This is a genomic window from Brevibacillus sp. MS2.2 (genome assembly GCF_013284345.1).
In the GTDB taxonomy this organism is placed as follows: domain Bacteria; phylum Bacillota; class Bacilli; order Brevibacillales; family Brevibacillaceae; genus Brevibacillus; species Brevibacillus brevis_C.
Window position 1 is genome coordinate 21,395 of sequence record NZ_JABSUZ010000036.1, and the last position, 18,572, is coordinate 39,966.

The 18,572-nt window shown below is 47.0% G+C and carries 18 protein-coding genes; 6 read left to right on the forward strand and 12 right to left on the reverse strand.

Annotated features, from left to right (window positions below; translation table 11 throughout):
• Positions 1-325: 325 nt before the first annotated feature.
• Both HP568_RS24435 and HP568_RS24440 read right to left on the reverse strand, forming a co-directional pair.
• Entirely contained in the window at positions 326-1,081 is a 756-nt protein-coding gene (locus HP568_RS24435) for a hypothetical protein (protein WP_048034361.1), read from the reverse strand.
• Positions 1,071-1,655: a sigma-70 family RNA polymerase sigma factor gene (locus HP568_RS24440; RefSeq protein ID WP_173630470.1), complete on the reverse strand. Its 585-nt coding sequence runs from the start codon at positions 1,653-1,655 to the stop codon at positions 1,071-1,073. The genes HP568_RS24435 and HP568_RS24440 overlap by 11 nt, the downstream gene beginning before the upstream one ends.
• Before the next feature lie 128 nt (positions 1,656-1,783).
• Here HP568_RS24440 and HP568_RS24445 point away from each other — a divergent pair, with 128 nt between their 5' ends.
• On the forward strand, positions 1,784-2,179 hold the full coding sequence (locus HP568_RS24445; protein ID WP_173630471.1) for a hypothetical protein: 396 nt from the start codon (positions 1,784-1,786) through the stop codon (positions 2,177-2,179).
• 104 nt (positions 2,180-2,283) lie between these two features.
• On the opposite strand, the gene HP568_RS24450 is transcribed toward HP568_RS24445, so the two are convergent.
• The 4 genes from HP568_RS24450 to HP568_RS24465 all read right to left on the reverse strand — a co-directional run bounded on the left by HP568_RS24450 (position 2,284) and on the right by HP568_RS24465 (position 6,732).
• The gene (locus tag HP568_RS24450; protein WP_048034363.1) at positions 2,284-3,159 is read right to left on the reverse strand and encodes a pentapeptide repeat-containing protein; all 876 of its coding nucleotides are present in this window, start codon (positions 3,157-3,159) and stop codon (positions 2,284-2,286) included.
• Positions 3,160-3,232: 73 nt separating this feature from the next.
• Positions 3,233-4,966, reverse strand: a complete 1,734-nt coding sequence (spoIIP, locus tag HP568_RS24455) for a stage II sporulation protein P (RefSeq protein WP_173630472.1) — start codon at positions 4,964-4,966, stop codon at positions 3,233-3,235.
• A gap of 233 nt (positions 4,967-5,199) precedes the next feature.
• Positions 5,200-6,144, reverse strand: coding sequence for a GNAT family N-acetyltransferase (locus tag HP568_RS24460; RefSeq protein WP_173630473.1), 945 nt, complete (start codon positions 6,142-6,144; stop codon positions 5,200-5,202).
• Between the two features lie 378 nt (positions 6,145-6,522).
• Positions 6,523-6,732, reverse strand: coding sequence for a hypothetical protein (locus HP568_RS24465; RefSeq protein ID WP_048034366.1), 210 nt, complete (start codon positions 6,730-6,732; stop codon positions 6,523-6,525).
• A 166-nt stretch (positions 6,733-6,898) separates the two neighbouring features.
• Between HP568_RS24465 and HP568_RS24470 the strand changes: the two genes are divergently transcribed.
• Positions 6,899-7,417 carry an acyl-CoA thioesterase gene (locus HP568_RS24470; protein ID WP_173630474.1) on the forward strand — a complete coding sequence of 173 codons (519 nt, stop codon included), beginning with the start codon at positions 6,899-6,901 and terminating at the stop codon, positions 7,415-7,417.
• 72 nt (positions 7,418-7,489) lie between these two features.
• On the opposite strand, the gene HP568_RS24475 is transcribed toward HP568_RS24470, so the two are convergent.
• Both HP568_RS24475 and HP568_RS24480 read right to left on the reverse strand, forming a co-directional pair.
• Positions 7,490-9,106, reverse strand: a complete 1,617-nt coding sequence (locus HP568_RS24475) for a peptide ABC transporter substrate-binding protein (RefSeq protein WP_173630475.1) — start codon at positions 9,104-9,106, stop codon at positions 7,490-7,492.
• A 59-nt stretch (positions 9,107-9,165) separates the two neighbouring features.
• Entirely contained in the window at positions 9,166-9,663 is a 498-nt protein-coding gene (locus tag HP568_RS24480; protein WP_173630476.1) for a GNAT family N-acetyltransferase, read from the reverse strand.
• Between the two features lie 37 nt (positions 9,664-9,700).
• Between HP568_RS24480 and HP568_RS24485 the strand changes: the two genes are divergently transcribed.
• Entirely contained in the window at positions 9,701-9,883 is a 183-nt protein-coding gene (locus HP568_RS24485) for a hypothetical protein (protein ID WP_048034370.1), read from the forward strand.
• A gap of 50 nt (positions 9,884-9,933) precedes the next feature.
• On the opposite strand, the gene HP568_RS24490 is transcribed toward HP568_RS24485, so the two are convergent.
• A complete protein-coding gene (locus tag HP568_RS24490) occupies positions 9,934-12,846 on the reverse strand; it encodes a WG repeat-containing protein (protein WP_173630477.1) in 2,913 nt (970 codons plus the stop codon).
• Positions 12,847-13,049: 203 nt separating this feature from the next.
• Here HP568_RS24490 and HP568_RS24495 point away from each other — a divergent pair, with 203 nt between their 5' ends.
• Positions 13,050-14,111 (forward strand): AI-2E family transporter, encoded by a 1,062-nt coding sequence (locus tag HP568_RS24495; RefSeq protein WP_173630478.1) that lies wholly within the window; start codon positions 13,050-13,052, stop codon positions 14,109-14,111.
• Between the two features lie 51 nt (positions 14,112-14,162).
• Here HP568_RS24495 and HP568_RS24500 read toward each other — a convergent pair whose 3' ends face one another.
• Positions 14,163-15,047 (reverse strand): NAD(P)-dependent oxidoreductase, encoded by an 885-nt coding sequence (locus tag HP568_RS24500; RefSeq protein ID WP_173630479.1) that lies wholly within the window; start codon positions 15,045-15,047, stop codon positions 14,163-14,165.
• A 191-nt stretch (positions 15,048-15,238) separates the two neighbouring features.
• On the opposite strand from HP568_RS24500, the gene HP568_RS24505 reads away from it, so the two are divergent.
• Both HP568_RS24505 and HP568_RS24510 read left to right on the forward strand, forming a co-directional pair.
• Positions 15,239-15,937: a cyclic nucleotide-binding domain-containing protein gene (locus tag HP568_RS24505; RefSeq protein ID WP_173630480.1), complete on the forward strand. Its 699-nt coding sequence runs from the start codon at positions 15,239-15,241 to the stop codon at positions 15,935-15,937.
• A gap of 23 nt (positions 15,938-15,960) precedes the next feature.
• Positions 15,961-16,389 carry a DMT family transporter gene (locus HP568_RS24510; protein WP_048034375.1) on the forward strand — a complete coding sequence of 143 codons (429 nt, stop codon included), beginning with the start codon at positions 15,961-15,963 and terminating at the stop codon, positions 16,387-16,389.
• Between the two features lie 25 nt (positions 16,390-16,414).
• On the opposite strand, the gene HP568_RS24515 is transcribed toward HP568_RS24510, so the two are convergent.
• Both HP568_RS24515 and HP568_RS24520 read right to left on the reverse strand, forming a co-directional pair.
• On the reverse strand, positions 16,415-17,527 hold the full coding sequence (locus HP568_RS24515; protein WP_173630481.1) for an aminopeptidase: 1,113 nt from the start codon (positions 17,525-17,527) through the stop codon (positions 16,415-16,417).
• A gap of 501 nt (positions 17,528-18,028) precedes the next feature.
• Positions 18,029-18,502: an MgtC/SapB family protein gene (locus HP568_RS24520; protein ID WP_048034377.1), complete on the reverse strand. Its 474-nt coding sequence runs from the start codon at positions 18,500-18,502 to the stop codon at positions 18,029-18,031.
• Between the last annotated feature and the right edge of the window lie 70 nt (positions 18,503-18,572).

Sequence of the window (18,572 nt, forward strand, 5' to 3'; positions counted from 1 at the left end):
TATTCGCGTTTTGGCCTTTATGTACCGGAATTATACCAGTGGGGAAACCAGCATTTATTACGACTTTGTGAAAAAAATCACAAATTTATGTGAAAAAATTCACAAATGATTCTCTCTCTTGTAACCCCCTTTTTCGCATTCATCTTCGTGAGAGAGTTTTTTGTTTTGTTTTACCCTGTATATTTCCGGTCATGTATAATTGTAGCAGGACTTTTGACCCTAGAGGGTGTCCGATTCGTTACATGATTTTTAACACTCTGTGACGGCACATAGAAAAATGGGCCCTGTTACTAGGCCCATCTTGAGTGGAACAGTTAACAACCGCTTATTTTTTGACGGATTTCGTTGACAAGGAATCAATGATGTTGCCGATAGTAGCAGCATCAAAGCTCTTCTCTGCCATCTGGTACAGCTCGTACGTGAATCCTTCATGCTCCCAAATCACGATCCCGTTGGCGAAATATACCTTTTTCCCGCCAATGGTTTCGATCTTGACACCCTCTGTCGTGTTGATGCCGTTTTCGCCACCGTTTGAAATCAACAAGGAAATAAACTCGTTCTCTTTTTTATACTGAATTTCTACCATACCCTTGCCATGAACGACCGTGTTTTTATAGGAATAATGCTCTGACAACCATGTCGGTGCCGGAAAGTCCATTTCGCTGGCTGCGCGTGCTTCTTCCAATGTCATCTGTGGGGGGGCCTTGTGTTCTACAGGTATCTCGATTCCTTGGGTATTGGACTGTGTAGCAGGCAGCTCTTTATCATATTGGGTAATTTCCATGTTCCCGACCTGAAAGCGTGCCAAGATCGTCTGGAGCATTCCTTGGGCAAACGATGTAGTCGAGAATGCCCCTAAAAGGCAAACAACAGCAACAGCACTAACGGTAGCAGCTTTCCATTTATTCGTTTTCATATTGATCCCGTCCTTTTTGCTATCATGTAGTTGTATGTTTCCTGATTCCAATTTGAATTTCAGCCGATTATATATGTTGGCTTTTGGAGTGGCGTCATCTAGTTCCAGATCAGTAAGCAAGTCGGTGAGTTCACGAAAATCGTCTAGATCATGCTTACTCTTCATAACGGAAGCCTCCTTTTTGCAATTCCATTTGCAGCTTTTTCAAGCATCTGTAGAGCACGACGCCAATATTTGAACCACTGACACCCAGAAGTTCTGCAATTTCTGCGTTTTTAAGACCAGCCGCATATTTCATGGCGATGATATTGCGCTCCTTGTCACTCAGCTTCGCCAGTGCTCGAAATAAGGCTTGATGATTATCGTCGCGGATCACGATGTCCTCCGGTGACGACTTCGGTAAGACCAGATTCAGAATCGAATCCAATGAAAAGCTGATTCTTTTCTTCTGTGAGCGGAAGTAATCTGTCACTGCGTTTCTGGCGATCGCAAACAACCAGACCTCAAAGTTTGATTTATCCGGCGAAAAGCTGCTGTATTTTGATATCACCATTTCAAACACATGACTGCATATTTCTTCTGCTGCATAATGATTGTTGATCCGATAGCAGATATATTTGTAGACGCGCTTATAATAAGCACCATAAATTTGGGCAAAAGTTTCGGTCGACATGCTTTCCGCTTGCCTTTCATGTTCTTCGTTTTGGCAGATGCCTGTGTTCACTTGGGCAATCTCCAACTACTTCCCCTCCCTTCTGGATGGAATAAACAAATTGCGCAATTTGTTTGGTTGTGAGCCTCACGATAGTTAATACGGCAAAAGTAGAAATGTATTAACAACGTTTTTCAAAGATCGGAGGAATTAACATGTGGATACCCTATCAAGAAATAAGGAGGCACCCCGCTGATTTTCGGGTGAAGTATCGATTTTACTCTGAAAATGAAGGCGGAAGAAAGGTGACGCCGTTTCAAGGATATCGAAGTGATTTTTCTTACGATGGGGATGACACGAGCATAACAGGCATCTTTGCCATCCATCCTGAATTTGAGGATGATCACGGAGAAATCATTTTAGATAACACAAGCCCAGTTCCTACAGAAGGAACAGCTCGCATGTGGATTCTTTTCCCCCAAATGCGAAAAGAGGTTCACACAAAAAGAATGGAGCTGGGTGTGCTCGGATATTTTATGGAAGGTGCAAGAAAAGTAGCGGTAGTCGAAGTGATAGAAATAGTTGGGTTACATTCAAATCCAACCTCGTAAAAAATGCGTCTTGTCTTGGAGGGAATCACATGTCTGGCGAAAGTAGTGTTGAATCAATAATAAAAGCAGACCATCCACATCGGACAGTCTGCTTTTTGCAAGCTTTATGCTTGGGAATGAGCCCAGTGCGGTGGGCGCGTGAACGAAGGTGGCAGCTTGGTGCTTGCATCGCCCTTCGCCGCGTTGAGCTGAACCTGCGTGAGAAACAACGTCTCCGTCAAGTTCGCTCCGCTCACATCTGTATCGCGAAAATCTGCACCAATGAGGTCAGCTCCCCGCAAATCTGCTCCTCTCAGATCAGCAGCAATCAAATAAGCGCCGCGCAATTGAGCTCCTCGTAAATCAGCACCTTTGAGCTTGGCACCGATGAGATCAGCGCCTCGGCCATAGGTTTTTCCTTGCTTGCCCCCTTTGTACTTGGCAAGCGCGTCCTTACGTACCCATTCACTTGTCTGCAACAATAGTTCGTTAACTTTTGCTCGATGAAAAGCGATGTCCAGCTTCAGGATGTCCTCAGGACTGTGATCCGTCAGGCGTTGTGTCTCCGCCAACGCTTCCTTCAATGCAGGATGGAGGGACTGGGCAGCTTGCTTGGTCAACGCCTCCGTTAAATACCAAAGAAGCTCGTGAAGCTGCCACATGATCGGAAATACTTCGTACATTTGCTTCGCTGATCCGGATTCTTTACGCCAATCTTGGCCGCCATAAGTGACTTGAGACACCTTTTGACCAGCTCCAAAGCAATCGTAGACCGTACATCCGCGAAAGCCGATGTCCCTCAGCTTTGTGTGTACACCACATCGAAAGTCTGCCTGTAAGTTACTACAGGGCTTGCCTGCGTCTTTATTGATGGCAAAGTCAGAGGAAGCAGCAAAAGGCAATGCCACACAGCACAAGCCAAAGCAGCTTTCACAGTCCCCCTGAAGATGACGACGACTTTTATCGTCAGTTGATTGTATGTGTTCTTGATGCGTAGCCATAAATGATCCTCCTGGAAAAAAACACGATTCTCTCGCATGTGGCGAAAAGAATCGTGCTACTTTTATTGACCGTTTATTGGAATGCAATTTGAGATTCGATCAGGTAATTCCCAAAGACTTCGGCAAAGGCTTCTGCAGTATTATAGCCTTCTTCCAAGGTGTTGTTCGTACCACCGAATTCCAAAAGCAGGGCTCCCTCGGAAATGGACTGATTGTACACGCCGTTCCCTTGGTTTGAGCCTTTCAGGATAATCCCCCGCGACAAACCTGGATAAGAGGCTTCCAGACGGGCGTGCAGCTCTTCCGCCAGCTTTTTGTTCGCCAGATGGTTCGGATTCGCTGTTCCGATTACAAACAGCATCCGGGAATAGGTTTTGCCATTGATCGTGATCGCTACCTTGCTGCGTGGCTCATCACTGTCCCGATGAATATCGAAAATGTACTGCAAGTGTGGACTGGTTGCTGCCGCTGCCGCTACCGCCTTGTACGACTCGGAATAAGACATCGAGTAGCTTTTATTTTGTTCCCTCAATCTTTGAGCGAAATCGTCCTGGCTCGCCATTGCCGAAATGCCTCTTCCTTGCAACAGCTCGCCCAGCCTTTTCCCAACAAGCGTGATGTTGATCTCAGGATCATCTACCGAGCTTCCTTGTTGGTTCCGTGCTACATTTCGCCAAGACTCACGGTTATGGGTATGATAGATATACACTTTCTCGTTTCCAATCATCCCATTGTTGTACTCGTACGTTGCTCCTGTCGGTGGCAGAGTACCAGCTGGTTGAATCTTCTCTACGATCCACCCTGCGATATAGGCAGTCGAATTGTCTGCCAGCCTGATGATGTACCAGTCTCCTGCTGTTTGTACAACCGGGAATACTTGTCCGGGTTGAACGGTTCCAATTATAGCATGATCGGTTGAGGGACCGTTGCGGATGTTGGAATCAGGATTTTTGACACGAATCTGTAGTTCTTGTACAGAGGGAGGCGTTGTTGTTGGCAAAGTCGCTGGTACCCCCGGTGTTGAACTCGGCAATGATGGAGCTGTCCCAGTCTGTTCCATTGGTTTGAAAATATAGGCATAGGTACCGTTGAAGTTGATGGTATACCAACCATTTGCATATCCGTAATGGTTGATCGTCATCCCGCCATGGATTTGACCAATGACGGTACCAAGAATATCTGGCTGCGCATAAACTTCATAGCCTTCCGTTAATACGATTGTCCCTTGTTCGAATCCACTCCCTGTATTGGATGGGAGTACAGGAGGGGGCGGTGCTGGCACAGTAATCGGATCCGGGATTTGTGGCGGTACCTGGGGTGGTTTTGGTGCTGGCGCCGTTGTCTCCGTCAAATAACTGGCTTTCACCCAGCCGTTCTTTTGATCAGACAGCTTAATTTGTGCCCATTCCCCTTGCTTTCTCATTTGCAAAAACACACCGTTTTTGTCGATGATCTGCAAAATTTGTGCAGTGGCATTTGGTTCTGCCCGAACATTCAGCATGTCCACATTGCTTTTGACATATTTGATCTGTGGAACTTCTATCATCTTCACATACTTATTATTGACCCATCCGGTATTGCCGTTCGGCAGCTTTACCTGCGTCCAATCTTTTTGCTGTTTGGTGATTGGCAACCGCGTGGCTTTTTTGAGTGTTGCGACAATCTGGGTAGTCGTACCTGGCTCGCTTCGGATATTTAACTGATCGACCGCCACTTCTACATGGGTGGCCGCTCGCGCAATGGACAGAGGCATCAGCAAAATCAGGAAGAAAACAGCTAGCAAGCTGACATTTACTCGTAAAAGCAAGTTCCTCGTTCCCCTCTGTTTTTCTCTTATTTTTGGAAAATCCAGCTAATAGAAAGAACTTCTCGATTCGTCCGCATATTCCTTCATGTTTTGACATCTTTTGCTCTCAAAACAGCAATATCGTCACGATCATTCTATCTCCTGAAAATAGTGACGTTTTTGCTAGAAAAAAGTTACAGAAAAAAGGATGAAGCAAAAAGCTTCACCCTTTTTCTTTCGACGCTATCTCCTTCCTACCATTTCGCTGCCCAAGCTTCTATCTCCACTTTGAGCGAAGGGACTGCCAATGCCGGGACGTAAGACATGGTCATCGCTGGCGGTGTCCCCCCGTGGAACTTCTCCCACACCTGATTAAAATGCCTCCAATCCATTTCTTCGGTTGCCCATATATTGATTTTGATCATATGGTCCGCAGTTACTGACTCACTTTCGAAATTGCGCAGTATGTTTTGTAGCGTGTTTTCTACTTGTTCTTTCATTTCTGTCGGCAACTCTCCGTGCTGGTCCATCCCTACTTGCCCAGAAAGTACGAGCAAATCGGCTCCTTTTGGAACGACCGTCAGATGTGTATACGATCCCATAGGCGGAGCAACTGTACTAGGATTTTTGCGCTGAACCTTGGGCTTCACCTGATCGGTTTGCTCTTCTTTCACGATCGCCAGTGTTTGATGATCTTCCCACCGACCATTGATTTTCACGTTTTTCTTGGCAAGCCCTTCCTTGTGAAAACCAGCCTTTAGCAGTACCTTGATCGAGCCTATATTATGCGGCATCACGCCTGCTTCCAAACGGTGAAGACCTAATGTCTCGAAGGCATATGCCACGACGAGCTTTACCGCTTCGGTCATGTAGCCTTTTCCATTATGCTCTTTGTCCAGGAAGTAGCCGATCCAGCAGCTTTGCAGATTCTCTCTTACGACCTCTGAGAGGATGACTTCCCCAATGATTTCATCCTTTCCTTTTTCCGCAATGACAAAGACGTACCCTCTGTCTTCTTCTTTTAAAGCCACCACGCTCTTAATTCTGTCGATTTGTCCTTCCAGCGTATAAAATGCCTCTTCTCTCTTTCCAGTGAAGTTTTGAAAGAAGTCTCTGTTTCTCACTTCAAGCGCCAAGAGGCTCTGTGCATCTGATTCCTGTACCAGTCTTACGTAAATGTTCTCTCCGTTTCCTTGCATACAATCCATCTCCCTTTTTTCGAAATAAAAAAACACCACAGGAAATCCTGCGGTGCCCTAAAAAGAAAACCACAGGAAGCGACCTGTGGCGTTTTTCCACTGTATCCTGATGAATCCCACTCCATCAAAGGATGGTCGCTATATCCGTTTTTGGACATACTTCTCCCGTGATTTAGTCAGATCAAAGAAAACAGCGGTGGAGTATCCAATTCCTTTTGGCAAAGACATTAATGATCTTTTTTTCATGTGGATACCCTCCTTTCCGCTGTTTTTGTGCATACAATTTCGATATAGGGACGGTCGTAGCAACAACCGTTACATATTTATCCATAAACTACTCCACCAGTATAGCGGCAAATGACATTCGTGGCAACAGCATTAGTGTCTCTTTTTGCCGTTTTGCCAAAGCATAAACACATTCGCAATGGAGGTCAGTACAAGTAGACCCAACAGGATGTTTGTGACAATCAATGTGTTCGTCAAATGCTGAATGGGTGCATGAATAACAGATAAAACGCTCATCAACTTGTTCGGAATATCATTGATCGAGGCGATAAGATTATTGAAATACTGCACATAATCCCCCAAACGGAAAACCCCCTCTCGCATACCTTATCCCGTCCATAGCCTTTGATAAAATTCGCCGTCTTACTCCAAGGAAGAGGATTAGATCCATTTTTTTGTGGAACAATGAAAAGGAGAGAAGATTGTCATCATTCATAATCCGATTGCAAGAAAGAAGGGAGCTACCTTTATGACGATTCAACGTTTTGTTCGGGAGTCGCGCACGTTCAAAGCAAGCCATGTGCTGCCCCCGGATACGAACAATCACAATACGCTGTTCGGCGGCAGGCTGATGGCGCATATCGACGATGTTGCTGCGATCTCTGCCATGAAGCATGCCCGTGGACCAGTCGTTACTGCTTCTACTGATTCAGTCGACTTTTTGCAGCCCATCCGGGTGGACAATGAGGTTGCACTCGAAGCCTTCGTCACATGGACGCATAACACATCAATGGAGGTATTTGTCAAAATTGTTGCGGAAGATTTGCTAACGGGCGTTCGATGCGTCTGTGCAACGTCTTTTCTGACGTTTGTCGCGATTGGCGAGGATGGGCGACCTACCCCCGTGCCCCAGATCGTGCCGGAGACGGAAGAGGAAGTATTCCTGCACAATGGTGCGGACGAGCGAGCTGCGGCACGTAAAATCAGACGCAAGGATAACAAGCTTCTCGCGGATATGCTTGGGACCAGACGTCCTTGGGAGCCGTGATTTGACACCCATAAACGAAAAAAAGTCCCTTTCCTTTTAGCAGGAAGGGGACTCTCTTGTGTTTTTTACGCCTTATTCTTTGGAAGCCCACTTGTAATCGACCACGCCTTGATGATCCATGACAACATCTTTTAGCTTCTCATCTTGAACCCAATGTCTGGTATAAAAGTATACCGGAGCAACGGGCATTTCCTCCATCAGGATCGCTTCTGCCTGGGCCAGCAGCTGCTTTCGTTTCTCAGGATTTTTCTCTATCACGGATTGATTCAAAAGCTCTTGATACTTTTTGTTTTCCCATCCGGTATCGTTGCTGCGTCCTTCCTTCTCCTTGAGCAGCTCCAAATAGTTGCTCGGATCATTGTAATCTGCATGCCAGCCCGTCCGTGCAATCTGATACTTGCCGTTCTTTATATCTTCCAAATACAACTTCCATTCTTGATCATGCAGTGTGACATCCACACCTAGTGTTTGCTTCCACTGCTTTTGAATCGTTTCTGCGATCAAGCGATGATGCTCGGATTTGTTATAGGACAAGGTTATTGGCGGGAGCTTTGTCATTCCCAGCTCCTTCATGCCCTCGGCCAGCAGCTTTTTCGCTGTCTCCTGATCGTTATCCTTGAAGTAGCCATCCTTTTTCAGGTTCATCGTAGGTGGCAGAGCACCTGTAGCAGGTATTTGCACACCATCGAGCAGCACATCATCAATCGCCTGACGATTCATTGCATAGGCAAACGCCTTGCGAATCTTTGCGTTGGTAAACGGTGCCTGCTCGGTGTTGAACTTGTACCAGTAAACACCTGCAATCGGCTTTGTTTGCAATATTTCTTGGTAATTCAGTGCTGGCAACGCCTCGACGGGTAGAGATCCAAACGGAGCGCCTGCCCAGTCAGACTTGTAATTATCGAACATATAGAGCTGTGTATTCTCATCCTGAATCACGTCAAATTCCAGCTTGTCCAGCTTCACAGCCGCTTTATCCCAATACAGGTCGTTTTTGACCACCGTGATTTTTTCTTTATCTGCGGAAACTAATTTAAAAGGTCCGTTCCCGACATGTGTCGCAGCTTCTCGGAACCAACCCGGGTTTTTCTCATCGACCTTTTTGTTCACCGGATAAAAAATCGGTGTGGCCGTTACCTCTGTAAAATATGGTGTAGGCTGCTCCAACTCTACGCGCAATGTCTTGGCATCGATTGCTTTTACTCCTACCTCGTCTAGCTTCAACTTGCCTGTGTTGGCTTGCTCCGCATTTTTGATGGAATAGAGCAAGTAAGAATACGTACTATCTGTTTCCGGGTCTAGCACACGCTTCCAAGCATATTCGAAATCATTGGCAGTGACTGGATCACCATTGCTCCACTTCGCCTCACGTAAATGAAACGTATATGTTTTCCTATCATCTGATACGTCTATTTTCTGGGCGATTGATGGCTGAACTTTTCCATCTGGACCTAAGCGGACCAACCCATCAAACATCGTATGCATCACAGAAAACATCGCTTCATCCTCAGCCATTGCGGGGTCCAATTGGCCTGGCTGATCAATCAGGTTCAACCGCAAAACCTTATGTAAAGAGGTAGCACTTGTTTCCTGAGATTTTACTTCGTTCGCTGAAGCATATCCGACGGAGGAAACCAACACTCCTGTCGACACCAGAATCTTCGCAATGATCTTACCTTGACGTTTCATCTCAATCCCCCACTTCACTCTATTAACAAACTTTCCATACAATACCAAATTATCACTTATTAGACAACGAACAAGCGATAGTGAAGAAAATCATCCGCGCTATCTGGCTGCATGTCATGGGGCTCGAATCCATTTTTCAACAACACTTTTTGCGAGGAGATGTTATCCGTTGTTGTTTTTGCACAGATCATTCTGACATTCAAGTGGGGAACATGCCCCTCTAAAAAGACCTTCAGTGCCTGTGAAGCCACTCCTTTTCCAGCGGTATCTTCCCCGACTCGATAGCCGAGATGTCCGATTCGGTCGTCTTTCTCAATGTCTACCAAATTCATTCTGCCCAAGATGTCACCTTGGCTGTTTTTGATGAGGCCAAAAAACGAGATTCCTTGCGCCTGCTCGTCGAGTAAGGCTTGCAGACCTCGTAAAAAATGTTCATATTGGTAATAAGCGTCTCCCCGACTGGGAACCGATTTTTCAAAAAAGACGCGATTGCGCACTTCAAATTGAAACAAGCTGGCTGCATCTTGTATGCTTAATTTTTCGATCGTAATTATCATGGGGAAGTATCCTTTCTTGAATTGAGGTGGAATGAATATGACAGTTGCTTATTTGGAAGAAGGCACGTTTATCGCCTTTATTGCCTTTACGATATTTTTCTTTGTCGCTTACAAGCTCGATCAGATTTCGTTTGTCTCGTTCATTGTGTCCGTAGCCGTCTCGGCTTGCGTTCACGCTGCCTTCTATGTACTAATTGTAAAATATTGGCCGTTTTTTTAATAGCACGAAAAAGGCGCAGGATGAACACCTGCGCCTGTACATTTCTCTGCTCACAGCTTCGCTTCATAGGCCGCAAGCAATTGAGCCGCTTGCTTGTTGTACTGATTGACCAAGCCTTGAATGGCTTTCTGCCACTCAGCTTGTGGGAGCGGCACTGGCAGTTGATCGGCCGGCTTGCCGTTCACGATCAGGGCTGTTGTGAGCATTTGCTGTTGTGCGTCACTGAGAGAAGCCGTCGTCAACACCTTTGGCTTGAGCACTTTCTTTCCTTTCAGGGAACGCATGAGCTCTGTCATCAAGATGTGCTGATACTCCGCGTACAAATTCATCGTCATGTGGTAGCTCATTCCCTCTCGCACCGGTACAATTCCCCGCTTCTGTGCCCACTCCATCACCTGTGGCGTCGTCATCGCTTGACTTGTTTTGCCCGTCGCCATGAAATAGGCCACTCGGAACATATCTTCGTCGCTCATGACAGAACGATTCTCATCGGCTTTGATGATCCCCTTGGACACCAGTTCTGAAAGTACCGCTTGCTTGCCTGCATCCTTCGACAGATTCAAATAAAGCGCCAGATTGGCAAAAAAATGGCTCTCGCTGTTGCCACCAGCTGGCCAGCTATACGGTTTGCCGAAATCGATCAGCTCAAGCGGGCGTTGTCGCATCGTATCCGAGTAGGCCGAAAACGATTGGAATGTGATCGGACTATACGAAATCACTGGTTTTTTCGTCAGGAATCTTGTCACAAACAGCTCTTGCCCACTTTGACTGAGATAACCGAATTGATCTTTGGTTGTGAATACATAAGGCGTCTGATGATCTGCCTTGCTCCACACCTGTGGGAATACTTTGCTTGTTGGCAAAATCGCCTCATATTTGGCCGCTGTCAGCACCTTTCCTTCCAGCGACATAAGGCCGTACAATCCCGTCTTCTTGTCCTGGTAGGCAATGGCACCCGTCTTGAGATCATATAAGTGCATATACTTCATGGACTGATAATCGCCCGTGCTTAAGCGGATCAACTGCGGTGAATAGACATCCCATCCTGTAGTGGACTGGATCAATACCCGATCAAAATAAGATTCCGTGTGAAAACCTTTCACGCTAGTGAGCTTGTTAGCGAGCTGGTTCCCTTCTTGCGCCCATACATCCAGCGTGCCGTCCAACCGTGCTGTCATCGCGATCTTTTGATTTTGTACCATCATTTCATTTGCATCTCGATACACAAAATCGCTCAAGACCTGGAGCTGCCCGCCATCGGCCTTGATCATCGCCATTCCGACATTCCCCGCTTTCACACCCATGGTGTATACGGAATCAGCAACTTTGATCAAGGTGAGAGGCGGTCTGTCGTTGCCTGACTTCCACACCGCGACTTTGATCTCCGTAGTCAACAGCTTGCCCTCAGGCGTATAAAGATCCGCCCAATCGTGATCCATTGCAACGATGAGATTGGTATCGGAATCCATATAGACAGATTGGTAGAACTTGCTGATTGGTTGATTCGTCTTGCGGTCCACAATCATCTCGCCTTTTCCCGGCTCATACTTTTTCGTTAAATCATCGGACAACGGATTGGGATTGACAGCTTCTCTTTGTTTCCCACTGATGCTGTATCGCAGCAACTTTCCATCCGGCTCTGTCACCAGCACCTCCCCCGTTACTCCCTCGTGGCGAATGATTCGATTCTCAACAGGAGACAGGACCAAGCCTTCATCTTCAGAATAAAGTCCGACTTTGTTTCCGTCCTTAATGCTAAGCATGCTGTAGCTGCCCAACGTCACATACGAGTCGAACCAAAAATCTGGCTCCTTGACTTCTTTTCCCCAGCCTGGGAGGATCGCTTTTTTTCCATCGCTGCGGACGAGCAAGCGTGCAGCTGGCGGACCTTCTACCGAAGAATAAGTGAATGGTATGACCGTTCCTCCTCCAACCTGGGCGACTCCGTACAGATTCGTCTTAGGGTCCTGTCCCAACACGTAGCTGCCATGCAAGTACTGAGCTCCTTTTTTCAATGGGTGCGACGTACCTTTGGACTTGGAATGATACGTGATGACATCTCCAGAAACCGTGTAGTACATATCCGGATTGTTATGCTCGAACCCGACTTCTTTGTAAATGGGCTCTGCCAGCATCCGTCCGTCCTTCCACAGCCCTTGTCCCTTGGGTCCGATCACCTGAAAGTAGCCATTGTTCCAAGCATAAATCGCAGTGTATTTCGGCTCTAGTACGTACTTGCCATTGCGATCGATCAAGCCTTCTTTTCCACCGGATCGTACCTTGAGATACGCGGTGTCTGGACCGCCTTCGTTTGGAATCAGTTCTGCTTTTGGCAGCGCAAACAGCTTTTTGCCGGAAGCAGGATCGTACATGATGAGCTCTTTGGGAGTAGTCGCGACGAAATACCGCTTTTTCTCCGCCTCTTTATTTTCCGTCTGATCAGGAGCAACGAGTTGTACCATCGACAGCTTACCTGCAACTGGCGGAATCAGCACCTTTCCATCTACATGGAGCACCATAGATGATTTTCCCAAGAACATAATCGCTGTTCCCTGCTCTTTGGATAAATGATACGGATGCGCCCCAGCAAATTTCATGGTTGACAGCTTATGCGTCTTCAAATCGATATATTGGAACCAGCCGCCTTTTTGAACAATCGCGATATTTTTGGAATCCGGAATGTCAATATAATCCCAAATCGCAGGAGTTATTTCCTTCCCTGTCCGCACGTCGAGAATTCCTTTTTTACCGTTCTTTGTTACGATCATGTTTTGGGAAAATAGCTCAAAATCATCATAAATAGCCTGTGTGACCAGCTTGTTACCGTCCGTAAAACCGATCTTGTAGTCAGTTATATACGGCTGAATCTGGGAAAACGTAGCCGCATGGACAGAAGAAGTCCACGCACTTGCCCCGAGTATGACCGCGGTAACCAGACTCACGGTTTTTGTTTTTATGTTCATTGGTGATTGGCCTCCCTTGGCAAACATTCCCTTCCTTTGACGCTTCGTAGGGTGAAATAGTTTCGCTGCACTTTTTCAAACAACTGGAACCTTTTCTTTCCGTCCACTCGCTTTTAAGCGTGCTATAATTGTTCACACCGACGCAGTATAATCATCGTATACGGATGGGAGTGCTGAAAAGAGCACTTGGAAAGGATGTTCCCATGAATTTCTTTGCTGCCGCCTTGCAAAAGCCGGATGTAAGACGATTTGGGATTTTGGCGTTGTTTTGTTTGTTGCTTTACTCCTTGGGAAGTATGCTGAACATGGTTTTGCTGACCTTTTTAGTTACCTATTTAATGAATCGACTGCATCAATACCTCACGCGTCTCACACACAAAGTCGTGCCGATCCATCCCAAGCTGATTCTCATTTTTCTCTATATGTTGCTGACGTTCTTTCTCATTGTGGGTGGGATGAAAGCCATTCCAGCGCTGATTCACCAAACCGGACAATTGTTCCATGTCATCGAGCAAGTGTACCACCAAAATCAGCACAATGAGTTTGCCCCCTATCTGATGTCTGTTGTTGGGAAGCTAGATATGAAGGGTATCGTACAAGGCAGCCTTGATTTTCTCGCGGTGGTCAGAAACGTTGGGTTCAATGTCTTTCTGGCGATTATTCTGAGTCTGTTTTTCCTGCTCGGCAAAGACAATGTCGTTACATTTACCGCTCAATTTCGCACGAGTAAATTATCCTGGCTGTACAACGAAATTGCCTATTTCAGCCAAAAATTCATCCTGACCTTTGGCAAAGTAATTGAAACACAGCTGTTGATCGCCTTATTCAATACGACCTTCACCGTCATCGGACTATGGATCATGGGCTTTCCGAATCTATTGGGACTCGCGATCATGGTCTTCATACTGGGGCTCATTCCGGTTGCAGGTGTCGCCATTTCATTGATTCCGCTCAGTGCTATCGCCTATAGTGTCGGTGGTATCGCAACCGTCGTCTATTTGCTCATTTTCATCATGGTGATTCACGCACTTGAGGCCTATGTGTTGAATCCTCGCTTGATGGCAACCAAGACGCACTTGCCGATTTTCTACACATTTGTCGTTCTGATCTTTTCCGAGCATTTCTTTGGGGTATGGGGACTAATTGTCGGGATTCCGTCCTTTGTTTTCTTGCTGGACATCTTAGAAGTGAAGAAAATGGAACAACCCCCTTCCAAAAATAGATCCGTTCCAAAAGATGTACGCGATATACAAGTCAATACGTGACAGATAGACATAAAGAAGGAGCCCCTCGTGAAAAGGGCTCCTTTTTTGTCTTTACTTTCCTTCAAACCATTTGATCAAAGCTTGCGTGCCGCTATCTGCCTCGCCGTTTGCTGCCAGTTCTTCATAGAGCGATTTGGAGAGCGCGAGTCCTGGTGTCATCAGCCCCATTTCCTCCGCTGCTTCCAATGCGATTCCCATGTCCTTGATAAAATGTTTGACGTAAAAGCCAGGTGCGAAGTTGCCCGCGATCATGCGCGGCGCCAGATTCGACAGCGACCAGCTACCAGCCGCACCTGCTCCAATGCTCGTCAGCACTTTCTCTGGGTCCAGACCTGCTTTTTTCGCATACGCAATCGCTTCACAGACACCGATCATGTTCGTGGCAATACAAATCTGGTTGCACATTTTGGTATGCTGCCCTGCACCTGGTCCCCCCTGCAACACGACGTTTGTCCCCATGATCGTAAACACTGGCTCCATCGCATCAAATACTTCCTGATCGCCACCAACCATGATAGTCAAACGCGCTTCGCGAGCTCCCACATCTCCACCGGAGACAGGCGCATCCAGGGAATGCAGCTCGTGCTTTTTGGCTTCCTCATAAATATGTTTCGCCAACGACGGCTTCGATGTCGTCATATCGATTAAATAAGTGCCTGGCTTCGCATTTGCTACAATTCCGTCCGCGCCGAGATACACTTCCTCGACATCAGATGGGTAACCGACCATTGTGATGATGACGTTTGCCTCTTTTGCCAGCTCACTGACACGCTCCTTCCAGATCGCACCGGCTGCCAGCAAATCTGCCGCTTTTTCCTTTGTACGCGTATACACCAGCACTGTATATCCTGCTTGCAGAAAATGGTTTGCCATGCTTTTCCCCATGACGCCCGTTCCTACAAATCCAATGATTCTTTCACTTACAGGCAAAACCATGTGAACCACTCCTTCGTTTCTCTCTTTCCTGTTATCTCGACAATGTTACTTCTCGAATCTATCCGAATATTCCTGCTATGCGTCTTTTGTGTTTAACTGGGAAAAAGGACATATGTCCTTTTTTTTCGTGCGCAAATGCCTTTTACTAAAGAGGGTATAACCTGCAAGCAAACGAGCAGGAGGCTTGATACATGAAAGAACTTCACGACCGCACCCTTTTGCATACGCTGGTGCAAAACAGTCCCTTGCCCGATATTTTTGATGCCGCTACTCTCCATGAAATGCGCCTGTATCTGGCTGAGAAGGGTGACATCCTCTGTTCGAAGGGCGATCAGCTTCACCACATGCACTTCATTTTGGAGGGAAAAATCAAAATTTTCACGACGCTTCCTAACGGAAAATCTTTGTTGCTGCGCTTTAACAATCCACTGGCGATTATCGGAGACGTCGAGTACGTCACACAATGCGAGGTCCGCAATACGGTTGAGTTTGTCCATCGCAGTCTCGTGGTCAGTCTCCCCTTCAAAGTTTTGCAGGAAAACTACCAGAACCACCCGCCTTTTTTGCAATTCATTCTTCATAAAATCAGTCACAAGCTGTATACATCATCGAACTCCACCAGCCTGAACCTGCTGTATCCTGTTGAAAATCGCTTTGCCAGCTATTTGCTCTCCACGCTGTCCAGTGATACGGGGTCGACCGCTTCCGAGGAGCTAAAGACGGCGAAGCTGACAGAGGTTGCCGAGCTGTTGGGTACAAGCTACCGACATTTGAACCGGTTGATCCGCAATCTTTGCGCAGCATCCGTGATCGAACGCAAAAAAAGCGCACTGATTATCAAGGATCGAGAAAAAATCAGTGCACTTGCAAGCGGAAACATCTATGAGTAATCAACCATATAGGAGGTCATCTTGTGCAAGGCATTCTCTTTTCGTTACTCGCTGGCGTTTTTATTTGTCTGCAAAGCGTGTTCAATGCGCAAGCCAGTACAAAGCTCGGACTGTGGCAAACCAATGCGATTGTTCATGCGGTAGGTTTCCTTGTATCATTCGCGATCTTTCTCTACGTTCGCGATGGCGATTGGAAAAGCATCGGGGAAGTAAACAAGGTGTATTTGCTAGGAGGCGTTTTCGGGGCACTGATCGTTTTTAGTGTGATGAAAGGCATTACGACTATCGGCCCTGCCTACGCCGTATCGATTCTGCTCATCTCACAATTGCTCGTCGCTCTCCTCATTGATTCTCTCGGCCTGTTCGGTGTGCAAAAGGTTCCGATTACCTTGAACAAAATCATCGGAATCGGCATCATGATCGCAGGCGTAGTGGTTTTCAAACTCAAATAAAGAAGGAGGGCATTATCACCCTCCCCTACAGAATCAATTGCTCCGGATTCAGCCCCAGCAGAGCCTCATGCACAAACCTTCCGTCTTTTCGAATCAGTACATCGTCAAACCAGATTTCGCCGCCACCGTATTCCGGGCGCTGAATGCAGATCAGGTCCCAGTGAATCGCGCTGCGGTTGCCGTTATCCGCTTGATCATAGGCACGACCGGGTGTGAGATGGAAGCTGCCGGCTATTTTTTCATCAAACAAAGTATCGCCCATCGGGTGCAAAATGTACGGGTTAAACGCAATGGCAAATTCACCGATGTAGCGTGCACCTTCATCCGTGTCCAATATTTCCGTTAGCTTGTCCGTTTGGTTCGCGTACGCCTCGACAATCTTTCCTTCCCGAAAAGTAAACCGGATGTTTTCAAACGTCGTGCCCTTGAAATTGCTGGGGGTATTGTAGCTGATCGTCCCGTGAATCGAGTCGCGTACGGGAGAGGTATACACTTCACCATCGGGAATGTTGCGTTTGCCTACCGCTGTCCGCGTCCCAATCCCCTTGATCGAAAACGTCAGGTCTGTCCCTGGTCCGACGATGCGCACCTTGTCCGTTTTGTCCATGAGGTCGTACAACGGCTGGCACGCTTCGGCCATTTTCTGATAATCGAGCGAACATACGTTGAAATAAAAGTCTTCAAACGCTTCTGTCGTCATGTTGGCCTTTTGGGCAATGGCCGAGGTCGGGTAGTTAATGCGCAGTCCCGTAATTTGATTGTCGACATAATGGAAAATGGAATCATACGCTTCTGCGTACAGACGGTACTTCTCCTGTGGAACTTCCTTCATCTCACTGTCATTTGTCTCGCCATGAATTCCGATATAGCCTTGCAGGCCAAACCACATGTCCTTTTCCAACTGAACGGTCTGGGCAAGCTGCTCTTCCGTTAACCCTTTCAACCATTCCCGCTGGACCTTCGGCCGTACAAAGCGCAGATGGGGATACGCTCCCTTCGCGTACAGCCGCTTCACCAATTCCATTGCCAGCGGCTCTCCTTCATCTACGACCATGATCATAATATGCTGTTTGGCTTGCACATCCAGGCTGTACGAAATTAAGTTATCTGCTATTTTTCCTAATCTTTCATCTCTCATCGCTCTCGCGTCCTTTCCAGATTTTTATTACTCTTCCAGCATACCGCGCGTTTGTCAGAGGAATATCATCTGAAAACAAGTGATCACCACACTGTTGTGGCAGGGCTTTCGTACAGCAGTAAATTCCTTCGTGTTATTCAAACATTTTGCAAGTTAACGCAAGGAAGCTTGTGAAAGTCAATTCAGTTGAAAGAGAACATCTTAGAACCACTTTCAACGAATGAACGAATAGCTACGTAGGAAGAAGCGAATTTCCAGTCCAAGCGCCTCTGGAGCCCAACCTAGCGTAGGTATAAATGGCGGGGAATTTAAGCTTCACTTATGAAATACTTCCTCGAAACTTCTACGTTTGAAGCGCTCCCGCCATTTATTCCGAAGCGGACAGTCTTACCTCCCCTTGCAGGGCGGAGGCCGAAGCGCAGACTGGAAATTCGCTTCTTCCTCCCATTACGGCTCCTGCAAAAAGTAAAAAGCGATGCTAATGCACCGCTTCTCCGTGATTCACTTTCCTAACCGCCTGTGCTGGACATCCTCCACACGCTGACTGATCCTGGCGAGTACAAAGGCGATGATGACCGAGAATATCACAATGCCGTAAAATCCGGCTCCGATCCCGATACCAATCCCGCCAGCGAAAAAGATCATGGCTGCGGAGGTCAGTCCTTTTACTTTCAAGCCGTCCTTCAAGATGACGCCTGCTCCCAAAAAGCCAAGACCTGTGACAATCTGTGCAGCCAAGCGCATCGGGTCCATCATCGTTCCGTTTCCAGGCGCACTGTATAGCTTTGTGCTGTAAATAGAAACGAGTGTGATGAGCGTACAGGCTACGGACACATACATGTACGTTTTCAGCCCGGCAGGCTTGTTTCTGTGCGAGCGATCCCACCCGATGAACAAACCAAGAATCGCGCTCACCACAACCCGCATATACATTTCCAATTCATACTGCACATACAACCATTGTAGAGTCTCCATCCTCGTCACCTTCTTATAGCGATAGAGACATGATATGTGCAGATTCGAAAAATAGAACGGCTTTTTCTAT